This window comes from Paenibacillus wenxiniae, assembly GCF_039822605.1.
Taxonomy (GTDB): domain Bacteria; phylum Bacillota; class Bacilli; order Paenibacillales; family Paenibacillaceae; genus Saccharibacillus; species Saccharibacillus wenxiniae.
Map to the genome: position 1 here is coordinate 33,110 of NZ_JBCGUH010000024.1, position 18,529 is coordinate 51,638.

The following is an 18,529-nucleotide window of genomic DNA, read 5'->3' on the forward strand; positions in this document are numbered from 1 at the left end:
TTGCTCCCTCCATCTGTAGAATAATTTTAGTCACGCAAGGGTTAGCTTTCTTACGAAGACGACTGTACAGCAATTATAACAATGGATAGCACATTAACAAAAGCTATTTTCCAATTTAAAAACGAGACTAAAGGTTTAATAATTTATACCCTATTTTTCCAGAAGATGATAATATTTTCTGGTGTTTATCATAATATTTTAATGAAATTGCTAAATTATATCCCAAACCCGTGAATATAACATGCATAATCATGCATCGGCACTGGAAATTGCGCTGGAAAAGTCTCTCTCGGATAGATTACATACTCGATAAACTGAATCGTAACGATCCATTCGTATTTCTCCATAAAAATAGCCGACTGCTAGCTTCATGCATGAATGGCAAAAGCTATAGTCGGCCTATGATCTAATTCATAATTGTAACACGCCAGCTCAGTTGTCCAGAGCCTGCTTCAGCTCATCGGAAGAACGATCCCACCATTCTTCATTATGGCTAACGAGCAATGTTTTCAGGGCGGCCTTCTCGTCTGGACCAAGCTCACTCAGCATAATGCGACGCTTGATCGCATAATCCAGCTTATTCACATGGTCAGCGAGAATTTTCCAGCCTCGTTTATTCTCCTCATCGATGATCATCTCGCACGCCGTCGCTCCAGCGTAGCTTCCGCCTTCAGGCTGCTTGTCTACCGCAACCCAGACTAGCCATACCTGACGTCCGCCCTCCAGCTCATCACGATTTGTGAGGAACTTGATGCCACGCTCGACTTTACTTTTGGCATGCATCGCCCCGATATCGATTTTAGCCTCGCCATGATCGATAATAATAGGAGAAACGTTATTCAAGTTAATGGCACCTGCACCAAAACCTTTATGTTTACTGCTCTTTTTGCTACTGCTAATAATGTTCAAGGACATCGATTTTTTAGCCGGTTGAGCCGATTGATTTTGATCCATATTTTGATCCATGTTGAAAAATACTCCTTTTCTGTTCATAATTTATATTTGCTGCCGATATAAAAAAAGCAGCGTTTCATAGTTGTAACCCTTTGTACCGATAGCTGCTGCATGTCTGTCTACGGCTTCTATCCAGCGTGATGGATGGGCAAGCTTCAAATGCTCACTCTACGCTATATAAATGATTTCTATATAGAGAACATTCCTTATATAGAGGTAAGCAGCATCGATAGTAAGCTAGCTGTAGCTTTTAGCTGCGATATGAAGACAGATGTCATGCCTTGCAGCATCCATGCCATAAACAATGAATTTCAATATTAATTGTAACATTATTGTAGCGGATCAGGCGTGAAAAACCAATGAAACTCCTGGCTGTCCTAGTGTTATACTATAGTAGTCACGATTTGATATCGCTGACAGCCCTATCAAAGATGACAAAGTAAACGGATAGCCGAGTAACTTTTATAGGTCTAATTGCATGCTCCAATCGCAATATACGGGATTTTTCGACTAAAGATTAATTTTTTTAATAATTATAATCCCTTTAACGGCGCGGTTTTCACGATGTTGCTCACAAAGATGACAAGATTTTTCACGCAAAAAGTGCACAACAGACATTGCCAAAGTAAAAAACCTTTGTTAGAATAAACCCAGCAAGTTTTTAGTAACAACTTTGTAAACTTTAAAAGTAAGCTTGTAACTATTGTTAGAGAAGCCGAAAATTGTCGTAAAAGTTGGATATCGTCTTACGGTGCATTAATCAAAGTGTGAAGCCAAATTTCGTGGCACCGGAAAGCGGGGGAACCGTTTTGGGTGAATTGATCTTGCAAGAGAGGGATCATAGGGGAGACCTTCTACCGAATCCTTAAGCTAACCTCGTAGGCATTGGAAGGGGACAAACGATTTAACATGAAAAAGAAACTAACCGCCGCACTCATGGGATTCGCAATTGCATTTACTGTTATGGGGAACAGCAGTGCACATGCAGATTCCAGAATGGACCAGATCATTGAACCAGCAATGGGAACACCGTACCGCATCGGGGGAACAACGTTCAACGGTTTCGATTGCTCCGGATTCACTCAATATGTATTCAGTAAAATGAACATTGATCTGCCGCGTCAATCCACGTCGCAATATCAGGTAGGCGAAGCGGTAAGCAAAGACGATCTGCAAGCTGGTGACCTCGTATTCTTCAACACGACTGGAGCAGGAGTTTCACATGTAGGCGTTATGGTAAGCAGCACTCAATTCGCACACGCTTCTACATCGAAAGGTGTACGAATTGATAATCTTAGCATGGACTATTACGCTGACCGTTTTGTCGGTGCTAAACGTGTAATGAGCAACTATGCTTTTGACACTTTCGCTACAGATAACTAATTTGACTATTATGCAACTTTGACAACAACGTATCGACTACTATATCGACCGCGAAGGATTCCCGCCAGAATCTTTTGCGGTTTTTTATTTTGCGTGGCGCTTTGTATCTGTATACTATATAAACGAAACGAACTTGAGTTAAGTTACACGTTAGGCAAAAAAAGTTAAAATAAAAATAAGGTAACCCTATAATTATGTCTACTTATAATTACCCGCGTATAAATTATGGTAAACACATTTTCCAATATTTATTTTGTAATTTTATTGTATCTATTGGATAAAGCCGAAAGGAGATTTATGATGCAGCCTGCATGTGTACTGCCCTTTTCCGTCGTATCGATGAGTACCGAGCATGCTGCTCTTATTTGTAACTGGCATTACGATCCGCCCTATAATATTTATGGCTGGTTGCCGTGGGAGCAGATGCAGCAGCTAGGAATCGAATTTGGTGATCCGCAGCTTCGTGAGCAACAGTATGTTTCCATTCTCGATGCTACAGGTGAGCTATACGGCTTTGCTCAATTTTTCCCGCTGACCGGCACGATCCGACTTGGAGTGGGTATGCGACCTGATTTATGCGGATACGGTTATGGTGAATCGTTTATGCGTGCGATTACTGAAGCCGCTATCGCTCGCAATCCGGCGGCAGAGATTGATCTGGAAGTACTCACCTGGAATCAGCGTGCGATTCGCACCTATCAGAAAGCGGGCTTTCATATTACCGATACGTACAGTCGCCGTACACCCGACGGAATGAAGCCTTTCTACTGTATGGTGTACGATACAACCCTTACCGAGCAATCCTAATATCACTGCATCAATCCAACATCATCATATGAAATGAACAAAGATCATATGAAATCAACAAAGGCCTACCCGAGTGAGCGTATGTTCATACGTTCTTGCTCTGGCAGGCCTTATCTATACGAACAACCGCGGGTGCTCGCTTTAAATTAACGATACAAACGTCATTTCAGTCTCGCCGATCAAAATATCGATTCGATGCGTATCCGCAGCATAGATCACGATACCGCTTCCCACCTGAATCGTCGGCTCGGAGCCAAGTGCATAAAACAAATCTTCTGCCAGCGCCTCCTGTACTTCGCGCTGTTCGTCTGGATTTAGCGCTTGCCATTCTTCCGATGACATCTGAAAAAACAGATAACTATCCGGTATCATATTTAGTGCTGTCGTTAAATCGGTTAGAATCCCTTCATAATCACGTCCATGCTTAACACCCATACTCTGCCTCCCCTCAATCTGTCGATATTGTTACATTTACCAACTTCTTTCCATTATAACTCAAAAAAACTCTTAACATTGCATCATATTCTGTCGATAAAAAAGTATCAGCGATTTAAGCAATCCCATCATGCAACTCCATCATTCCATGGAAGAGAGTGGTGTACGCACTACAATATATACTCACGGACGAGGTGTATTATGCAAATTTCAACAATTATTGGCTTAATTGGAGGGATCTTATCCCTGGTAGTCGGGATGATCCTCAAAGGAGCCCCACTGGTCAGTCTGGTTAACAACCCGGCGGCTTATGTTATTATTTTGGTCGGTACGGCAGCTACAATCTTTATGGCATTTCCGATGAACGAAGTAAAACGTGTTCCCAAGTTGTTCGGTATCATTTTCAAAAACCAGACTTTGCTTGATAAAAAGGAACTGGTGCGGATGTTTATGGAATGGGCTTCGATCACACGCCGCGAAGGTTTGCTGGCGCTGGAGTCCAAAGTCGAAGAAATCGACAATTCTTTTCTCCGTAATGGGATGCGGATGATTATTGATGGTAATGATCAGGAGTTCGTTCAGGACGTACTGATGGAAGATATCAATGCTACAGAAGAGCGTCACCGTTCCGGCGCGCTTATCTTTTCTCAAGCAGGTATGTATGCGCCAACGCTCGGCGTACTTGGGGCGGTTGTTGGTCTGATCGCCGCGCTGGCTGACCTTAGTGATATGGAGAAGCTGTCTCACGCGATTGCAGGTGCATTTATCGCGACGGTTCTCGGTATCTTTACCGGTTATGTACTGTGGCATCCGATGGCAAACAAGCTGAAACGTATGTCCAAAGCAGAGGTAGAGATCAAGCTCATGATGGTTGAAGGTCTCCTATCTATTCAATCCGGCGTATCTACGATGGCGATTAGCCAGAAATTAGCTGTATTCCTGACGCCAGCCGAAAGCGCAGAACTTGATGCTGATCAAGGAGGAGGTGGCGCCGGTGAGCAAGAAGGGTAAACGACACGAGCCTCATGAGGAGCACGCGGACGAAAGCTGGCTGCTTCCTTATTCTGACCTGATGACCCTACTGCTGGCACTGTTTATTACTCTATTTTCCATGAGTTCACTGGACGCTTCCAAGTTTAAAGGAATGGCTGAAGCGCTTAATGCTGCTTTTACCGGCGGTACTGGCGTAATGGATCAAACTTCACTAGCACCGACCCAGGGCAAAGTGACAGGTAAAGGCGAACCGGATAATACAGCAGAAGCGGCTACACCGACCGATAGCAAATCCAAAACGTCGGCGCAAAAGCTACGCGAGCAATTGCAAAAACAAGAACAGCAAGATCTGGAAAGTCTCAAACGCAAGCTGGATCAATATATTAAAGAAAACGGGCTAAGTTCTCAATTGACGACAAAGCTGAATCAGTCCGAACTGAAAGTAACGATCAGTGATAACACACTGTTTGCTTCCGGTATGGCTACCGTTAAACCGGAATCACGCCAGCTCGCCAAGTCACTTTCTACCATTTTGCAAGAAATTCCGGGTTATGATGTGATCGTATCCGGTCATACGGACAATATCCCGATCTCCAATTCGCGGTATACGTCCAACTGGAACCTCAGCTCTGATCGCGCACTTAACTTTATGCAGATCATGCTGCTTAACAAAAACCTGGACCCACGCAAATTCAGTGCGATTGGATATGGCGAATATCGTCCTATCGCGGATAATAGCAATAATGTAGGTCGCGCTCAAAACCGTCGTGTCGAAGTTGCTATCGTACGTAAATACGCGGACAACGACAACGATACTTCACTACAATCGATCGTGAATAACAAAAATAATTGATTTTGCATATCCTCTTATCATAGGATGCTGGCTATTGTGCCAGACATAACAAGAACGGATACCAGGCGGTATCCGTTTTTTGTGTTTATTTTGCTTCTTTATTTTACTTTTTATAATGCACAAATTTTTATAATATCCAAAACCTCTTATACTGTGATTTGTGATTATAGATTGAAATGATAATCGCGATTGCCTACAATAAAATACAGATATGCTCTACCTATTATGCTTTACCTGTGGATAATTATTTTCGATTTGCAGATGAAAATTTAGACGTAGTCAAGCGAGACATTCAGCATACCGTGCGGCTTAAGCCCCATTTTTTATACTACTATGCTTCATTCCATTATTCATCTTTCACAAAAAATAAAAGTTATCCACAATTTTGTCCACAAGCTGTTAACAACGAATATTTGTTCGATGCACAAGTATAAAACGTATCCACAGCAGAAAGAAGGTTTTGTCATTTTGATCGTACAACATCAGCAGTGGATGAAGGAAGCTATTGCCGAAGCGCGCAAAGCTGAACAGCTTGGCGAGGTTCCCATTGGCGCCGTCATCGTTAAAAATAATGAGATTGTAGGACGCGGCTATAATTTGCGCGAAACGACCCATGATGCTACAGCACACGCCGAAATTCTAGCCATTCGCGAAGCAAGTGAGCGGCTTGGCTCATGGCGTTTACTGGACTGTACATTATATGTCACACTAGAACCGTGTCCAATGTGCGCTGGAGCCATTGTGCAAAGCCGTATCCCGACTGTCGTGTATGGTACGACCGATTTAAAAGCAGGCTGTGCAGGCACATTGATGAATTTGCTGCAAGAGCCTCGCTTCAATCATCGAACCGAAGTTGTAGATGGCATTATGCAGGAACAATGCGCAGCGCTACTGACTGACTTTTTCCGTGAACTGCGTGTTCGTCTCAAGCAAAACAAGCAGCAGCGCAAGGAGGAATAAGGGGATGCCTATTCATTTGCAAGATGTGAACAAGCAAATCTATGTGCGTTTATTGAAACCGGAAGATGCGGAGGCGCTATTACATATGCGTTTGCAAAGTCGACACGATAACCAGCGCTATGAGCCGCAGTATCCGGATGAATTTTTTACCAGAGCAAGCCAGCTCGATCTGCTATATCGTCGCCATCAGGAAGCAGCAGAAGACCGTGGTTATCTGTTCGGTATTTTCCTCCAACAGGATGACACATTGATCGGTACGATCTCGATTAGCCATATTGTGCGAGGTGTCGGACAATTCGCAGAGCTAGGCTATTCACTCAGCTCTGCCTATCAGGGACATGGCTATATGACAGCCGGTGTACGGCTTGTACTCGCGTATTGCTTTCGCTCGCTTGGTCTGCATCGCATTCAGGCAGGAATTATCCCGGATAATACCTCGTCCAGACGCGTATTAGAAAAATGCGGCTTCCAGCCAGAAGGCATCGCACGTAAACTTGTGAAAATTAATGGATGCTGGGAAGATCATCAGATCTATGCGCTACTGGCAGAGGATACGGATTACACATCGGTTTAGTAACACAACGATCGGCAACACAACGATCGGCAACACAACGATCGGCAACACAACGATCGGCAACACAACGATCGGCAACACAACGATCGGCAACACAACGATCGGCAACACAACGATCGGCAACACAACGATCGGCAACACAAAAACACCGCTACGCAGCTGGATGCTGCTAGCGGTGTTTTTTCTTTTAACCGTATACTGTTATTCTATCATTGAATGTATGGCTGCGTGTTAAAATGATATCCCTTATCTTATAAAAAGCTTCGCCTGACTCATGTACTTCTTTTTGTTCGTACTACTGTTCATGACATTGTTCTAACTAATCTTGATCATTCTGTTCCTACACTCATTCATTCGTTACACTACAATCTACCTGAGATAAAACGGCTATATTGTATTCGGAGTAGCAGATTCATCCGGCAGACGATCAGCCTTTACTGATCAACGGATACTTTGTTTTGCCCTACTTTGCTTTAATTATGATATGCACGCGCTTTTCCATTCGCTTCAGACATAACAGCCTGGCGGTCTAACCATTACGTTTATCATCTGAATGGCTTCTGGCTTAGTTTAGCGATTAATAGCCAAGTTCCTTTTGCAGTTCTTGCATCGTGATCACATCGCCATCGGCAGGGATACCGATCGCAAAGTTTTGTTTTTCATTGATTTTGGAATACTGCGCGCTACCGTCCAGTGCCAGTTTTACATTTTGTTTTGTGTCTGGATCAGAGAATACAGCATCCATAACCATTTGTTGATACACTGGGAAGTTTTTATCGTTGATTGCTGTGTTGATATGGAATTGGTTCAGTGTCAGGTATTTATCCAGATCTGCAACAGCTTTGGAGAATTCGCTCTGGGAATCTTGAGAGTTGATTTCTTTTTTCATATCATCGATTTCCTGTTGAGACAGGTTCAATGCGGAACGATATTCTTCTTTCGATACAACATCCAGTGCCGCTGGCAGTGCTTGTTTTACGAAAATTTCTACAGCTTGTTTGGCATTTTCGTTTGTTACCGCAAATTGTACAACTTGTTTGGCATCTACACCTTCTGGCAGACTTGCATCAGCAGGCTTGATATCTTTGAAGTACGTCGCTTGATCGTATTTGTCCAAAATTGCACTGGACAGCTCTTGTGCTAGCTTTTGGCTCGTTGCCGGGCTAAGTGGCTTGTATTCTTGTCCTTGTTGCTGAGCCAGTTCCTTCAGATCCAGCTTCAGGAATTTACCTACTGTTGTTTGCGGCAGTGGCAGCATTGGGATTTGTGGAATTTTCACATACATTGTATCCTGTGTCATCACGATCGGCACTTCAAAGTTCATTGTGCCTCCACCCAGTTTCAGGTTCAACGTCATTTCTGTTTGCATTGGGTCCGATTGGTACACACCGTTTGCAGTGATTTCTGCATTTTTCAATGCGTTAATGATCTGTGCATTGGTGGAATCTGTAGCTGCTGTACCGTCTGCCGAGCTAATCGCCAGGTCGGTAACTTTAAATTGGGTACTCATCGTATACGAAGTCATTTGTGCAGCAGCTGTTGTTGCTGCTTTTACCGCTTCTTTCGGCTCTTCTTTTTTCGTACAGCCAACCAGTGCGATAGTAAATACTAGCAGCAATGCTAGCAAACTACCTGTCATTTTCTTGTTCATTATGATGCCCCTCTCTGTGTCTGAACCTAAATCTCTACTTAAGTATCCTAAAGTGAAAAAAATAAACTCCGCATCCATGATAACCCATTTTGGTATGATTTTAAATGTCAAAGCCAAAATTAGTTATATTTTCTTAACATGACAGGTCAACTTACCGTCAAATCCGGGACTCGTTTATAGGCAAAATAGGCTTCATCTGTCGTATTTATGCGTATTTACGCAAATTGTTGTACAATATTTTCCAGTCAATACATACAGTGATTCGGTGTCTATCATGTACACGGGTCCGTTTAGTGAATATCCCGCTTTCGGAAGCGACCGCCTTTGACATCGTGAATATTACCGACTGCCATAAAGGCATTTTCGTCAAAATGATTAACGATTTCCTTTAGTTTGGCTTCCTCAAGGCGAGTAATGACGCAAAAGATCACCTTTTTGTCTTCACCAGAGAAGCCGCCTTCACCGGATAAATAAGTAACCGTTCGTCCTAACCGACTAATGATTGCATTTCCAATATCATAGGTACGATCGCTAATCACCCAGACCGACTTGGATTGATCCAGACCGTCGATGGTAATATCGATCACCTTGGTCGCGATATAGTACGCAATGATCGAATACATCGCTCGATCCCAGCCAAATACAAAACCCGCTCCGGTCAAAATGAACACGTTGATGATCATCACAATCTCGCCTACCGAAAAGATCGTCCGCCGCGATAGCAAAATCGCGATAATCTCCGTTCCATCCAGTGATCCGCCAGAGCGTAACACCAATCCCGTACCCAGTCCCAGAAACATACCGCCAAATACGACGGCCAGTACGGTTTCATTCACAAACGCAGCGACAGGATGCAGCAGCAATGTGCCTACCGACATCACTGAAATGCCCAGCAGTGTCGATAACGCAAACGTTTTGCCAATCTGTTTGTAGCCGATAACTAGAAACGGAATATTGATCAGAAAGAGAAATATCCCCAGCTTCCAGCCTGTTAAAAAGGACATAATAATCGATATGCCTGTAATGCCGCCATCGGTAACATTGTTTGGTACGAGAAACAATTCAAGTGAAACAGCAACCAGGACTGCTCCCAATACGATCAGCATCGTGCGTACCAGCGTGCTGCGCAGGGAACGTTTACCGTGTTCTACCGGTGTGAACGCGGCCAAATCTGGAGGTTGGTTCAATGCCATGGCCTAGCCTCCTGTTCTTATGTACGTATTGGCATCACGAAAGGTGACAACTTTTTGTCCAATTCATGATCTACTCTTCTTATTATTACATAAAATATCGGCTGCTCCTATAAAAAACCGGATAATCTAGCGGATAAACATAACAAAAAAGCCGTTCCCAGTAGGAACGACTCGTTATAATCGATGTATGGCGGAGAGGGTGGGATTCGAACCCACGTGGAGTTGCCCCCTAACGGTTTTCAAGACCGCCCCGTTATGACCGCTTCGGTACCTCTCCATCTTTAAATGATATACAATATTCCGTATTAGCGAACGAATATTGCACAACACAAATAGCATATCATACATCTTTGAAAATGACAACGTTTATTTCGTTGTTTTACCGATCACTTCAACACCACGCATATAGGGACGCAGTACCTCAGGTACGATGACACTGCCATCTTCCTGCTGATAGTTTTCCAAAATCGCAGCTACGGTACGACCTACAGCCAGACCGGAACCATTCAGTGTATGCACAAATTCAGGCTTGCTTTTCGTATCTTTGCGATAGCGAATGCTTGCACGGCGTGCCTGGAAATCCTCTACATTAGAGCAGGAAGAGATCTCACGGTACATATTGCTCTCTGGCAGCCATACTTCCAGATCATACGTCTTCGCTGCACTGAAGCCCATATCGCCTGTACACAGTCCAAGCACACGGTAAGGCAGATCGAGCAATTGCAAGATGCGCTCAGCGTTCGCTGTCATCTTTTCCAGCTCTTCATAGGAAGTTTCTGGCTCCACTACTTTGATCAGCTCCACTTTGTTAAACTGGTGCTGACGAATCAGTCCACGTGTATCACGTCCAGCTGCGCCGGCTTCCGAACGGAAACAAGAGCTATAAGCTACATAGTATTTTGGCAGCTCTTCTTTGGACAGAATCTCTTCACGGTGGTAGTTCGTTACTGGAACTTCCGCTGTTGGAATGAGATAGTAATCCGTATCCGTCAGCTTGAACAGATCTTCTTCAAACTTCGGCAACTGTCCTGTACCGACAAGGCTGTCGCGGTTCACGATATAAGGTGGCAAAATCTCTTCATAGCCATGATCGCCGCTATGCACATCCATCATAAAGTTGATCAGTGCACGCTCCAGACGAGCACCCAGCCCTTTATAAAACGTAAAGCGCGAACCCGTAACCTTCGCACCCGCTTCAAAATCAAGAATACCGAGTTCCTGGGCAATATCCCAGTGTGCTTTAGGCTCGAATGCAAACTGACGTGGTTCGCCGTTACGACGCAGCTCCACATTGTCTTCTTCGGATGCCCCTACCGGTACACTGCTATCGGGCAAATTAGGAATAGCCAGCGTCATGCTGTCAATTTCCGTTTCCAGATTACGAATTTCTTCGTCCAGTGCTTTAATGCGATCCGATACCTGACGCATTTCCACAATCAGTTCTTCTGCATCCTCTTTGTTCTTTTTACGCTGTGCCACTTCACCGGATACGGTGTTACGGCGATTTTTCAGCAATTCGGTCTCCTGCAATAGTTCACGGCGCTTCGTATCCAGCTCCGGGAAGCTAGAGATCAAATCGAGCGATTTGCCGCGATTTTGCAGTGCCTGCGCAACACGGTCGTACTCGTTACGCAAGATTTTAACGTCTAACATCAATAACCCCTCCTCATAAAAATAACCTTAACTCCCGTTCTCTTATTCGCCGACAGACCGAGGTGACAAACAAACCGCCATCAGACGATTCGCTTTTTCACACCAACGGCTGTACCGGGCAAGCGAGAACTTGCCGCACTCCGCCAATAGAGCATGCTCTGCTGGCGGAAGCTGCCAAGAGTTAAGGTCGATCCTACAATTGCGTATTATGACAAGCTCTCATCACAACATCCAGCCTGTCTGTATACTATACCAAATGACAGGACAGCAACGTAACAGGCTTACCTGTATGCTACTGCTCGTCTCTCCAATGAGTGAATACGTCTAACCGACATCATCCGCTTTATTGCAGACACGATCTGTATTACTACATTATGCCTTGCTTGCTAACGATTCCTGCACCATATCTACAAAATACTGATGCAGACGATAATCGTCCGTCAGTTCTGGATGGAAGGAACAAGCGAGCAGATGCTGCTGACGTGCGGCTACAATCTCGTCATTGTACACGGATAGCACATCCACACCTTCACCAACTGATTCGATCAATGGCGCACGGATAAATACCGCACGGACTGGTTCAGATACACCTTTAATATCCAGATCGGTCTCAAAACTTTCCTTCTGGCGCCCAAATGCATTCCGGCATACGGTCATATCCATCAATGCCAGATGCGGTTGGTCCTGACCTTCGATCCGCTCTGCCAGCACAATCAAGCCTGCACATGTACCAAATATCGGCTTACCCTGTGCGGAAAATTGCTGTAATGCATCCATAAAATCGTACTTACGCATCAGCTTGCCAATGGTTGTACTTTCTCCACCGGGAATGACGATGCCATCCAGTTCATCCAGCTCTTCAACACGCTTTACACTGACCGCTTCTGCTCCTGCCAGCTGTAAGCTGCGAATATGCTCTGCTACAGCACCTTGAAGTGCCAGTACACCGATCTTCATTTCGCTATCCTTCTTTCTTACCAGCCGCGATCCTGCATACGCTCAGCAGGAGACAATTTGGAGATTTCAATCCCCTTCATTGGTGTACCCAGATTTTTGGATACTTCCGCGATCAGCTTGTAATCCGTGTAATGCGTAGTTGCTTCAACGATCGCACGTGCGAATTTCTCAGGGCTGTCCGATTTGAAAATACCGGAGCCTACGAATACGCCGTCTGCACCCAGATGCATCATCAGAGCCGCATCCGCAGGAGTTGCTACACCACCAGCTGCAAAGTTAACGACCGGCAGCTTACCACTTTCGTGTACGTCCAGCAGCAGCTCATACGCAACGCCCAGGTTTTTCGCTTCAGCGTACAGCTCGTCTTTGGACATATTTTGTACTTTGCGAACCTGACCTTTGATCAGACGCATATGACGTACCGCTTCAACGATGTTACCTGTTCCTGGCTCGCCTTTTGTACGGATCATTGCTGCACCTTCGCCAATACGACGCAGTGCTTCGCCCAGATCTTTTGCACCACATACGAATGGTACGGTAAACTCACTTTTATCGATATGAAATACTTCATCAGCAGGTGTGAGCACTTCGCTTTCGTCCAAATAGTCGACACCCATCGATTCCAGTACTTTTGCTTCTACATAGTGACCAATACGTGCTTTCGCCATAACCGGGATCGTAACGACTTTCATAACTTCCTCGATAATCGTCGGGTCAGCCATACGAGCAACCCCGCCAGCTGCGCGAATATCAGAAGGCACGCGCTCGAGAGCCATAACCGCTGTTGCACCAGCAGCTTCGGCAATTTTTGCCTGCTCCGCGTTCATAACGTCCATAATGACGCCGCCTTTTTGCATTTCCGCCATACCTCTTTTTACTCTCGATGTACCAGTTTCCATGTCCATGCCTCCTGAATACTTTCTGTAAATATCCTGTGCGTGATCAGCAACAGGATTTCTGATCAAATGACGTTCTGCTTCGGCTGCAACAGCCGTCCTATGCCTGATTTCAGGCTGAAAAGAGGACAGAATCTAACTCATAATTTTACATGACACGTATACATTATACAATACATTTTCACCGTATATCGCAGAATGACCGCCAGGCTCAGCCTGGCGGATCAAAGGGGATTGGATGTCGATCGAATAGAGCATTTAGGATGTAGAATGAGATTACGTATGCCGCCATCGCTGCATACGCTGCTACTTATTTAGGATGTGAAATGTAGAATAAGATACCGTAGTCGTCCAAACGCTAGACGATATAGTAATCATCCAGGTAGGACGGCTTTAGATCTCTGTTTATATCTCTATTTGGATCTCTAATTGGGTCTCTATTTAGGTCTCTTTTGGGATCTCAGCTACATATTATAAAAACCTGCATCATCGCTCAAGTCGGATCTTCATCCATTTAGAACATGTTTTTTACGGAATTGAACAGATCGCCAAACAGATCCCCGATTGAACGGAAGAACAGGCGCAGCCAGCTTCCTTTTTCTACTGGTTCTGATGCGATCAGATTTACAGTTGTCACCTGATCCTGCGGCATGCTGTCGTTTTTGTACGTGTACGTGATCGTACCGAGTGCTTTGCCCGCTTCGATCGGTGCGGTACGTGCGGTTTCGTCAGCTTGAGATACGGTGTACGTTACGTTTTGCGGATTTGTGCCTTTGGGTACAACTACATTAACCGCTGCATCTGTAACGACAGGTACTTCGGTGGCTGCACCTTTTGCAACCGGCAGTGTAGCCAGACCGGATACCGCCGACTTTGCACCTACGATTTGTTTCACTTCAAAATGATCAAACCCGTAATCCAGCACCTTTTTCGTTTGGATAAAACGCTGTTTATCACTGGATGTTCCCATAACGACACTAATCAGACGCATACCGTTGCGCTCTGCTGTACCGGTGAAACATTGACCGGCTGCATTTGTATGACCTGTTTTCAAACCATCCAGACCTGGATATGCGTATGCCTTAAAGTTAGTAATAGAGGAGTTCGATTCCAGCATCCAGTTCCAGTTCACTACAGGTGCTTTATCCGTAGGACGGAATTTGAACGATTGAATTTTGGTCACTTCATTAAAGTCCGGATGATCTACAACGATATGACGAGCCAAAATAGCTGTATCTGAAGCAGACATCACGGTTTCTTTGCCATCTTCAGGTTGTGTCCCCTGCGGCATATCGGCAATACTCAAGCCTGTAGCATTAGCAAAATGGGCTGTTTTCATTCCAAACTCTTTAGCTTTTTCATTCATCAACTTCACAAACTCTTTTTCAGAACCGCCAGCAACGTATTCTGCCAGTGCTACGGTTGCATCATTTGCGGAGCCTACGGCCATCGCTTTGTACAGATCCAGAACGGTGTGCTTATCTCCTTCAGCAAGAAATACACGGGAGCCGACCTGTGCTGCTGCATTAGCAGACACAGTTACGACATCGTCCCATTTGATTTTGCCCTGTTTTACATAATCAGAAACAAGATACTCGGTCATCATTTTGGACATACTTGCTGGAGGTAATGCTTCATCACTATTAATAGACAGCAGAACTTTGCCTGTCGTCGCTTCAATCAAAATAGCAGACTTCACTTGAAGTCCAAGCGAGTCAGCAGAAGGTATAGATGTACTGCCGGAAGAAGTGGCCTCTGTAGATTTCTGATCAGTCGAAGTACCGGTTGTAGCCGATGCAGCCATTGCTGCTGTTGGAATAATTGTAGATATACACAGCATATTGACAAGCATCAACGATGCTACCGTTTTTTTAATCAATTGACGTTTCGACTTCTTTCCTGTTTTCTTTCCCCACTTGCGTTCCAATGTATAAATGCTCCCCTCAAAACTTAACTATAGTATTGCATGTAATGCGCGGTACTATGTAAACCATAAAACGCTTGGAACCCGCTATCACAATGACTTTCTCATTTTAGCACATGGCGACAGGCAAAAAAAGACAAGCTCTTAATAAATCATAGGCTTGTCTAAACGTCAACTGCATTTTTTGAACCGATCGACTGTAAAATGAACTGTGTAGCGCTACTTGCTACTTGCTACTTGCTACTTGCTACTTGCTACTTCTTCATTATGCGCTGTGATTCTATTCAATAGATACAATGATTTAATTTCAATAAATAGATATATTCGCGATTCTAGTTGCGCCTAGAAATAGCATTGCCCAAACAAAATGTCCAATATGGACGTAACCAAACCTCATTTTTGAAAATGGATTTTTATCTTAATCCGCTGGTTTGCCCTAACTTACATTTGCTATAGGCGTTTAGCTGGGTTTGAGGTGCAGATCGACCAAATTGTGCCTACGTATATCATTTAGAAAATAGGACTGATCTAAGATGAATTCGAACTAGCACCACAGATAGATACATATCTCGATATGAGCAGTAAGCTATACGATCGATGAGATATTGAATTGGCGAGATGTATAATTAATGAGCTATATTGTGGCTAAGGTATAATTGATAAGATAGCGAGCTTTATATATTTTCGACAACTACGTTTTTACCATAGCAGCACCGATTAGGATAGCAATGATGAAGATGCTACTTATGTCTACGCCGTTTCCGATGAGCACGCCGATAAAATAAAACGAACCCTCTCTGGTGGTTCACCAGAAAGGGTTCGTTTTATTTTAGTCTAACGTTATTTATTGCATATTTGCCCGTACAGATAGCCAATACACGAATACACGAATACACGAATACACGAATACACGAATACACGAATAATTTTGCCATTTTTCACATAGAAAGTGAGAAACTATCGTATGCTACGAAATAAGCTAATTATTTACACCCTGTCAATTACAGCGAGTAGTTAGGCGCTTCTTTCGTAATCTGAATATCATGCGGATGGCTTTCACGCAAACCTGCACCTGTAATGCGGATGAATTGCGTGTCGTTGCGCAGATCTTCCAGACTTCCTGTACCGCAATACCCCATACCAGAACGCAGACCGCCTATCAGCTGATGAACTGTTTCTGACAGAGGACCTTTGTACGCAACACGGCCTTCGATACCTTCTGGAACGAGCTTTTTGTCGTCATCCTGGAAGTAGCGATCTTTACTGCCTTGTTTCATCGCAGCCATCGAACCCATACCACGATAAACTTTAAAGCGACGACCTTGATAGATTTCCGATTCGCCCGGGCTTTCCTCTGTACCGGCAAACATACTACCGAGCATAACTGCGGATGCACCAGCAGCCAGTGCTTTTGTAATTTCACCAGAGTACTTGATACCACCGTCAGCGATAATTGGGATACCGTATTCACGAGCTACAGTAGCACAGTCATAAATAGCGGTAATCTGTGGTACACCGATACCGGCAATAACACGAGTCGTACAGATCGAGCCTGGACCGATACCGACTTTAACAACAGATGCACCAGCTTGGATCAGATCACGAGTTGCTTCGCCTGTAGCCACATTACCTGCAACGATAGTCAGTTCAGGGAACATGCTGCGCAGCTTGCGTACCGCATCCAAAATATTAATATGATGACCGTGTGCAGAGTCAACCACGATCAGATCCACACCTGCATTAACTAGTGCTTCTGCACGTGCAAACGCATCATTGGATACGCCAATCGCTGCGCCAACGAGCAAACGACCTTGCGCATCTTTCGCTGCATTCGGGAACTGGATCGCTTTTTCGATATCCTTAATCGTAATCAAACCTTTAAGGATATTGTTCTCGTCCACCAGTGGCAGTTTCTCGATTTTGTGCTTTTGCAGCAGCACTTCAGCTTCTTGCAGCGTCGTACCAACCGAAGCGGTTACCAGGTTTTCGCTAGTCATTACATCGCTAATCGGAATATTAAAGTCATGAATAAAACGGAGGTCACGGTTCGTAAGGATACCGACCAGCTTGTGATTTTCATCAACAATTGGTACACCGGAGATGCGATATTTCGCCATTACAGCTTCCGCATCGGAAACCATTTTATCAGGAGTCAGGGAAAACGGGTTGGTGATAACACCACTTTCGGAGCGTTTGACACGATCTACTTCTTCTGCTTGTTGTTCCATCGACATGTTTTTGTGAATGATGCCGATACCGCCTTCACGCGCCATTGCAATTGCCATTGCAGCTTCCGTAACAGTATCCATACCTGCACTGATCAGAGGCACATTCAGTTTAACAGACGAGCTAAGTACAGTAGAAACATTAACCTCTTTTGGCAATACTTCCGACTTGCGTGGAACCAACAATACGTCATCAAATGTTAGTCCCTCTTTACCAAACTTTGTTTCCCACACGAGGATATTCCTCCCTTTTCTGATTGTGATATAGGGCTTATAAATAAATCCGTTTTAATCCGCTGTCATAGCCGAAAAAAAATCAAAGAACAGGTTCTGATCATTTCCAGTGCTCAGGGCACCGTCTCAAAGCGACTATTCATAAGCTTTTAAGCGTGACTTAAAGCCGTTATGATCAAGAAATACATTCTTGAAAATAAGTTTCTGAAAATATATTATTGCAATCTTAGCAAAGGGGTTATAGGCTGTCAAGAACGTTACAGCATAATCACATAAATGAATTTTGAACAATCCAATTTGACTTTGCAGCACATACGAATGTCCTCTCATCACGGACAAAAATGCTATATTTTATAATACCTTCAAATTTATTACGTATAGCTGCTTTTGCTGAGTACCTATTTGTTAAATAGCTACTTTCATAACTTCGATCACGACTTCATTATCTAAGTATATAACGATCAAGATAAGCATATAGAAAGTTAAAATACAGAAGATAAAATAGAAAAGTTTAGGAATTACCTTATATTTCTACATAAACATCCATCATCAAACGTATACATAAGCACTCGTATAACCTTACCCTTCTATTCTTCTTCAACTACCCATATAACTCTAAAGACATCTTTAACAATATGAAGACTACTATATTAAAAACAGCCCTATCTGTCGTAGGCGTAGAAAAGTTGAGAGGAGCTGTCCTTACAACAAATTCCTGCCAAGACATCCCTACTCCCCCTTACAAGACATCCCTACCAACAAATCCATAACAAAAAAGACACGATCTATACAGATCGTGTCTCTCTTTCATTGGCTTGGCGACGTCCTACTCTCCCA

The 18,529-nt window shown here is 44.0% G+C and carries 15 protein-coding genes, 1 tRNA gene, 1 pseudogene and 1 riboswitch; of the genes and pseudogenes, 6 read left to right on the forward strand and 11 right to left on the reverse strand.

What is annotated here, in order from left to right:
• Positions 1-432: 432 nt before the first annotated feature.
• On the reverse strand, positions 433-954 hold the full coding sequence (locus AAHF22_RS22795) for a YwhD family protein (RefSeq protein ID WP_347327306.1): 522 nt from the start codon (positions 952-954) through the stop codon (positions 433-435).
• Between the two features lie 761 nt (positions 955-1,715).
• Positions 1,716-1,854: riboswitch (cyclic di-AMP (ydaO/yuaA leader) on the forward strand.
• 9 nt (positions 1,855-1,863) lie between these two features.
• Between AAHF22_RS22795 and AAHF22_RS22800 the strand changes: the two genes are divergently transcribed.
• Entirely contained in the window at positions 1,864-2,337 is a 474-nt protein-coding gene (locus AAHF22_RS22800; protein WP_347327292.1) for a C40 family peptidase, read from the forward strand.
• A gap of 300 nt (positions 2,338-2,637) precedes the next feature.
• Positions 2,638-3,144: a GNAT family N-acetyltransferase gene (locus tag AAHF22_RS22805; RefSeq protein WP_347327293.1), complete on the forward strand. Its 507-nt coding sequence runs from the start codon at positions 2,638-2,640 to the stop codon at positions 3,142-3,144.
• A 141-nt stretch (positions 3,145-3,285) separates the two neighbouring features.
• Here AAHF22_RS22805 and AAHF22_RS22810 read toward each other — a convergent pair whose 3' ends face one another.
• Positions 3,286-3,579, reverse strand: coding sequence for a hypothetical protein (locus AAHF22_RS22810; RefSeq protein ID WP_347327294.1), 294 nt, complete (start codon positions 3,577-3,579; stop codon positions 3,286-3,288).
• Positions 3,580-3,780: 201 nt separating this feature from the next.
• Here AAHF22_RS22810 and motA point away from each other — a divergent pair, with 201 nt between their 5' ends.
• From motA to AAHF22_RS22830, 4 genes are all read left to right on the forward strand, one after another.
• Complete coding sequence (motA, locus tag AAHF22_RS22815; protein ID WP_347327295.1) at positions 3,781-4,590, forward strand: flagellar motor stator protein MotA; 810 nt, start codon at positions 3,781-3,783, stop codon at positions 4,588-4,590.
• Positions 4,574-5,425, forward strand: coding sequence for a flagellar motor protein MotB (gene motB / locus AAHF22_RS22820; protein ID WP_347327296.1), 852 nt, complete (start codon positions 4,574-4,576; stop codon positions 5,423-5,425). Before motA ends, motB begins: the two co-directional genes overlap by 17 nt.
• A 420-nt stretch (positions 5,426-5,845) precedes the next feature.
• On the forward strand, positions 5,846-6,385 hold the full coding sequence (gene tadA / locus AAHF22_RS22825; protein WP_347327297.1) for a tRNA adenosine(34) deaminase TadA: 540 nt from the start codon (positions 5,846-5,848) through the stop codon (positions 6,383-6,385).
• 4 nt (positions 6,386-6,389) lie between these two features.
• Positions 6,390-6,959 carry a GNAT family N-acetyltransferase gene (locus AAHF22_RS22830; protein WP_347327298.1) on the forward strand — a complete coding sequence of 190 codons (570 nt, stop codon included), beginning with the start codon at positions 6,390-6,392 and terminating at the stop codon, positions 6,957-6,959.
• Here AAHF22_RS22830 and AAHF22_RS23935 read toward each other — a convergent pair.
• From AAHF22_RS23935 to guaB, 9 genes and pseudogenes are all read right to left on the reverse strand, one after another.
• Positions 6,889-7,044 (reverse strand): annotated as a pseudogene (locus AAHF22_RS23935) (hypothetical protein); the annotation flags it as partial. The gene AAHF22_RS22830 and the pseudogene AAHF22_RS23935 overlap by 71 nt on opposite strands.
• Positions 7,045-7,536: 492 nt before the next feature.
• Positions 7,537-8,610, reverse strand: coding sequence for a hypothetical protein (locus AAHF22_RS22840; RefSeq protein WP_347327300.1), 1,074 nt, complete (start codon positions 8,608-8,610; stop codon positions 7,537-7,539).
• 290 nt (positions 8,611-8,900) lie between these two features.
• A complete protein-coding gene (locus AAHF22_RS22845; RefSeq protein ID WP_347327301.1) occupies positions 8,901-9,803 on the reverse strand; it encodes a YitT family protein in 903 nt (300 codons plus the stop codon).
• Between the two features lie 188 nt (positions 9,804-9,991).
• A tRNA-Ser gene (locus tag AAHF22_RS22850) sits at positions 9,992-10,080 on the reverse strand.
• 89 nt (positions 10,081-10,169) lie between these two features.
• Positions 10,170-11,456, reverse strand: a complete 1,287-nt coding sequence (gene serS / locus AAHF22_RS22855) for a serine--tRNA ligase (protein WP_347327302.1) — start codon at positions 11,454-11,456, stop codon at positions 10,170-10,172.
• A 372-nt stretch (positions 11,457-11,828) separates the two neighbouring features.
• Positions 11,829-12,413: a pyridoxal 5'-phosphate synthase glutaminase subunit PdxT gene (gene pdxT, locus AAHF22_RS22860; protein ID WP_347327303.1), complete on the reverse strand. Its 585-nt coding sequence runs from the start codon at positions 12,411-12,413 to the stop codon at positions 11,829-11,831.
• A 17-nt stretch (positions 12,414-12,430) separates the two neighbouring features.
• A complete protein-coding gene (gene pdxS, locus AAHF22_RS22865) occupies positions 12,431-13,312 on the reverse strand; it encodes a pyridoxal 5'-phosphate synthase lyase subunit PdxS (RefSeq protein WP_347327304.1) in 882 nt (293 codons plus the stop codon).
• A 511-nt stretch (positions 13,313-13,823) separates the two neighbouring features.
• Complete coding sequence (locus AAHF22_RS22870; protein ID WP_371834103.1) at positions 13,824-15,236, reverse strand: D-alanyl-D-alanine carboxypeptidase family protein; 1,413 nt, start codon at positions 15,234-15,236, stop codon at positions 13,824-13,826.
• A gap of 998 nt (positions 15,237-16,234) precedes the next feature.
• The gene (gene guaB, locus AAHF22_RS22875; protein ID WP_347327305.1) at positions 16,235-17,692 is read right to left on the reverse strand and encodes an IMP dehydrogenase; all 1,458 of its coding nucleotides are present in this window, start codon (positions 17,690-17,692) and stop codon (positions 16,235-16,237) included.
• Positions 17,693-18,529 lie beyond the last annotated feature (837 nt).

Excerpts from the sequence above, each read along its gene's own strand:
- serS (WP_347327302.1), bottom strand. The coding sequence starts at position 11,456 with ATGTTAGACGTTAAAATCTTGCGTAACGAGTACGACCGTGTTGCGCAG.
- tadA (WP_347327297.1), top strand. The coding sequence starts at position 5,846 with ATGCACAAGTATAAAACGTATCCACAGCAGAAAGAAGGTTTTGTCATT.
- pdxS (WP_347327304.1), bottom strand. The coding sequence starts at position 13,312 with ATGGAAACTGGTACATCGAGAGTAAAAAGAGGTATGGCGGAAATGCAA.
- AAHF22_RS22810 (WP_347327294.1), bottom strand. The coding sequence starts at position 3,579 with ATGGGTGTTAAGCATGGACGTGATTATGAAGGGATTCTAACCGATTTA.
- AAHF22_RS22800 (WP_347327292.1), top strand. The coding sequence starts at position 1,864 with ATGAAAAAGAAACTAACCGCCGCACTCATGGGATTCGCAATTGCATTT.
- AAHF22_RS22840 (WP_347327300.1), bottom strand. The coding sequence starts at position 8,610 with ATGAACAAGAAAATGACAGGTAGTTTGCTAGCATTGCTGCTAGTATTT.
- motA (WP_347327295.1), top strand. The coding sequence starts at position 3,781 with ATGCAAATTTCAACAATTATTGGCTTAATTGGAGGGATCTTATCCCTG.
- AAHF22_RS22845 (WP_347327301.1), bottom strand. The coding sequence starts at position 9,803 with ATGGCATTGAACCAACCTCCAGATTTGGCCGCGTTCACACCGGTAGAA.
- pdxT (WP_347327303.1), bottom strand. The coding sequence starts at position 12,413 with ATGAAGATCGGTGTACTGGCACTTCAAGGTGCTGTAGCAGAGCATATT.
- AAHF22_RS22795 (WP_347327306.1), bottom strand. The coding sequence starts at position 954 with ATGGATCAAAATCAATCGGCTCAACCGGCTAAAAAATCGATGTCCTTG.
- AAHF22_RS22830 (WP_347327298.1), top strand. The coding sequence starts at position 6,390 with ATGCCTATTCATTTGCAAGATGTGAACAAGCAAATCTATGTGCGTTTA.
- AAHF22_RS22805 (WP_347327293.1), top strand. The coding sequence starts at position 2,638 with ATGCAGCCTGCATGTGTACTGCCCTTTTCCGTCGTATCGATGAGTACC.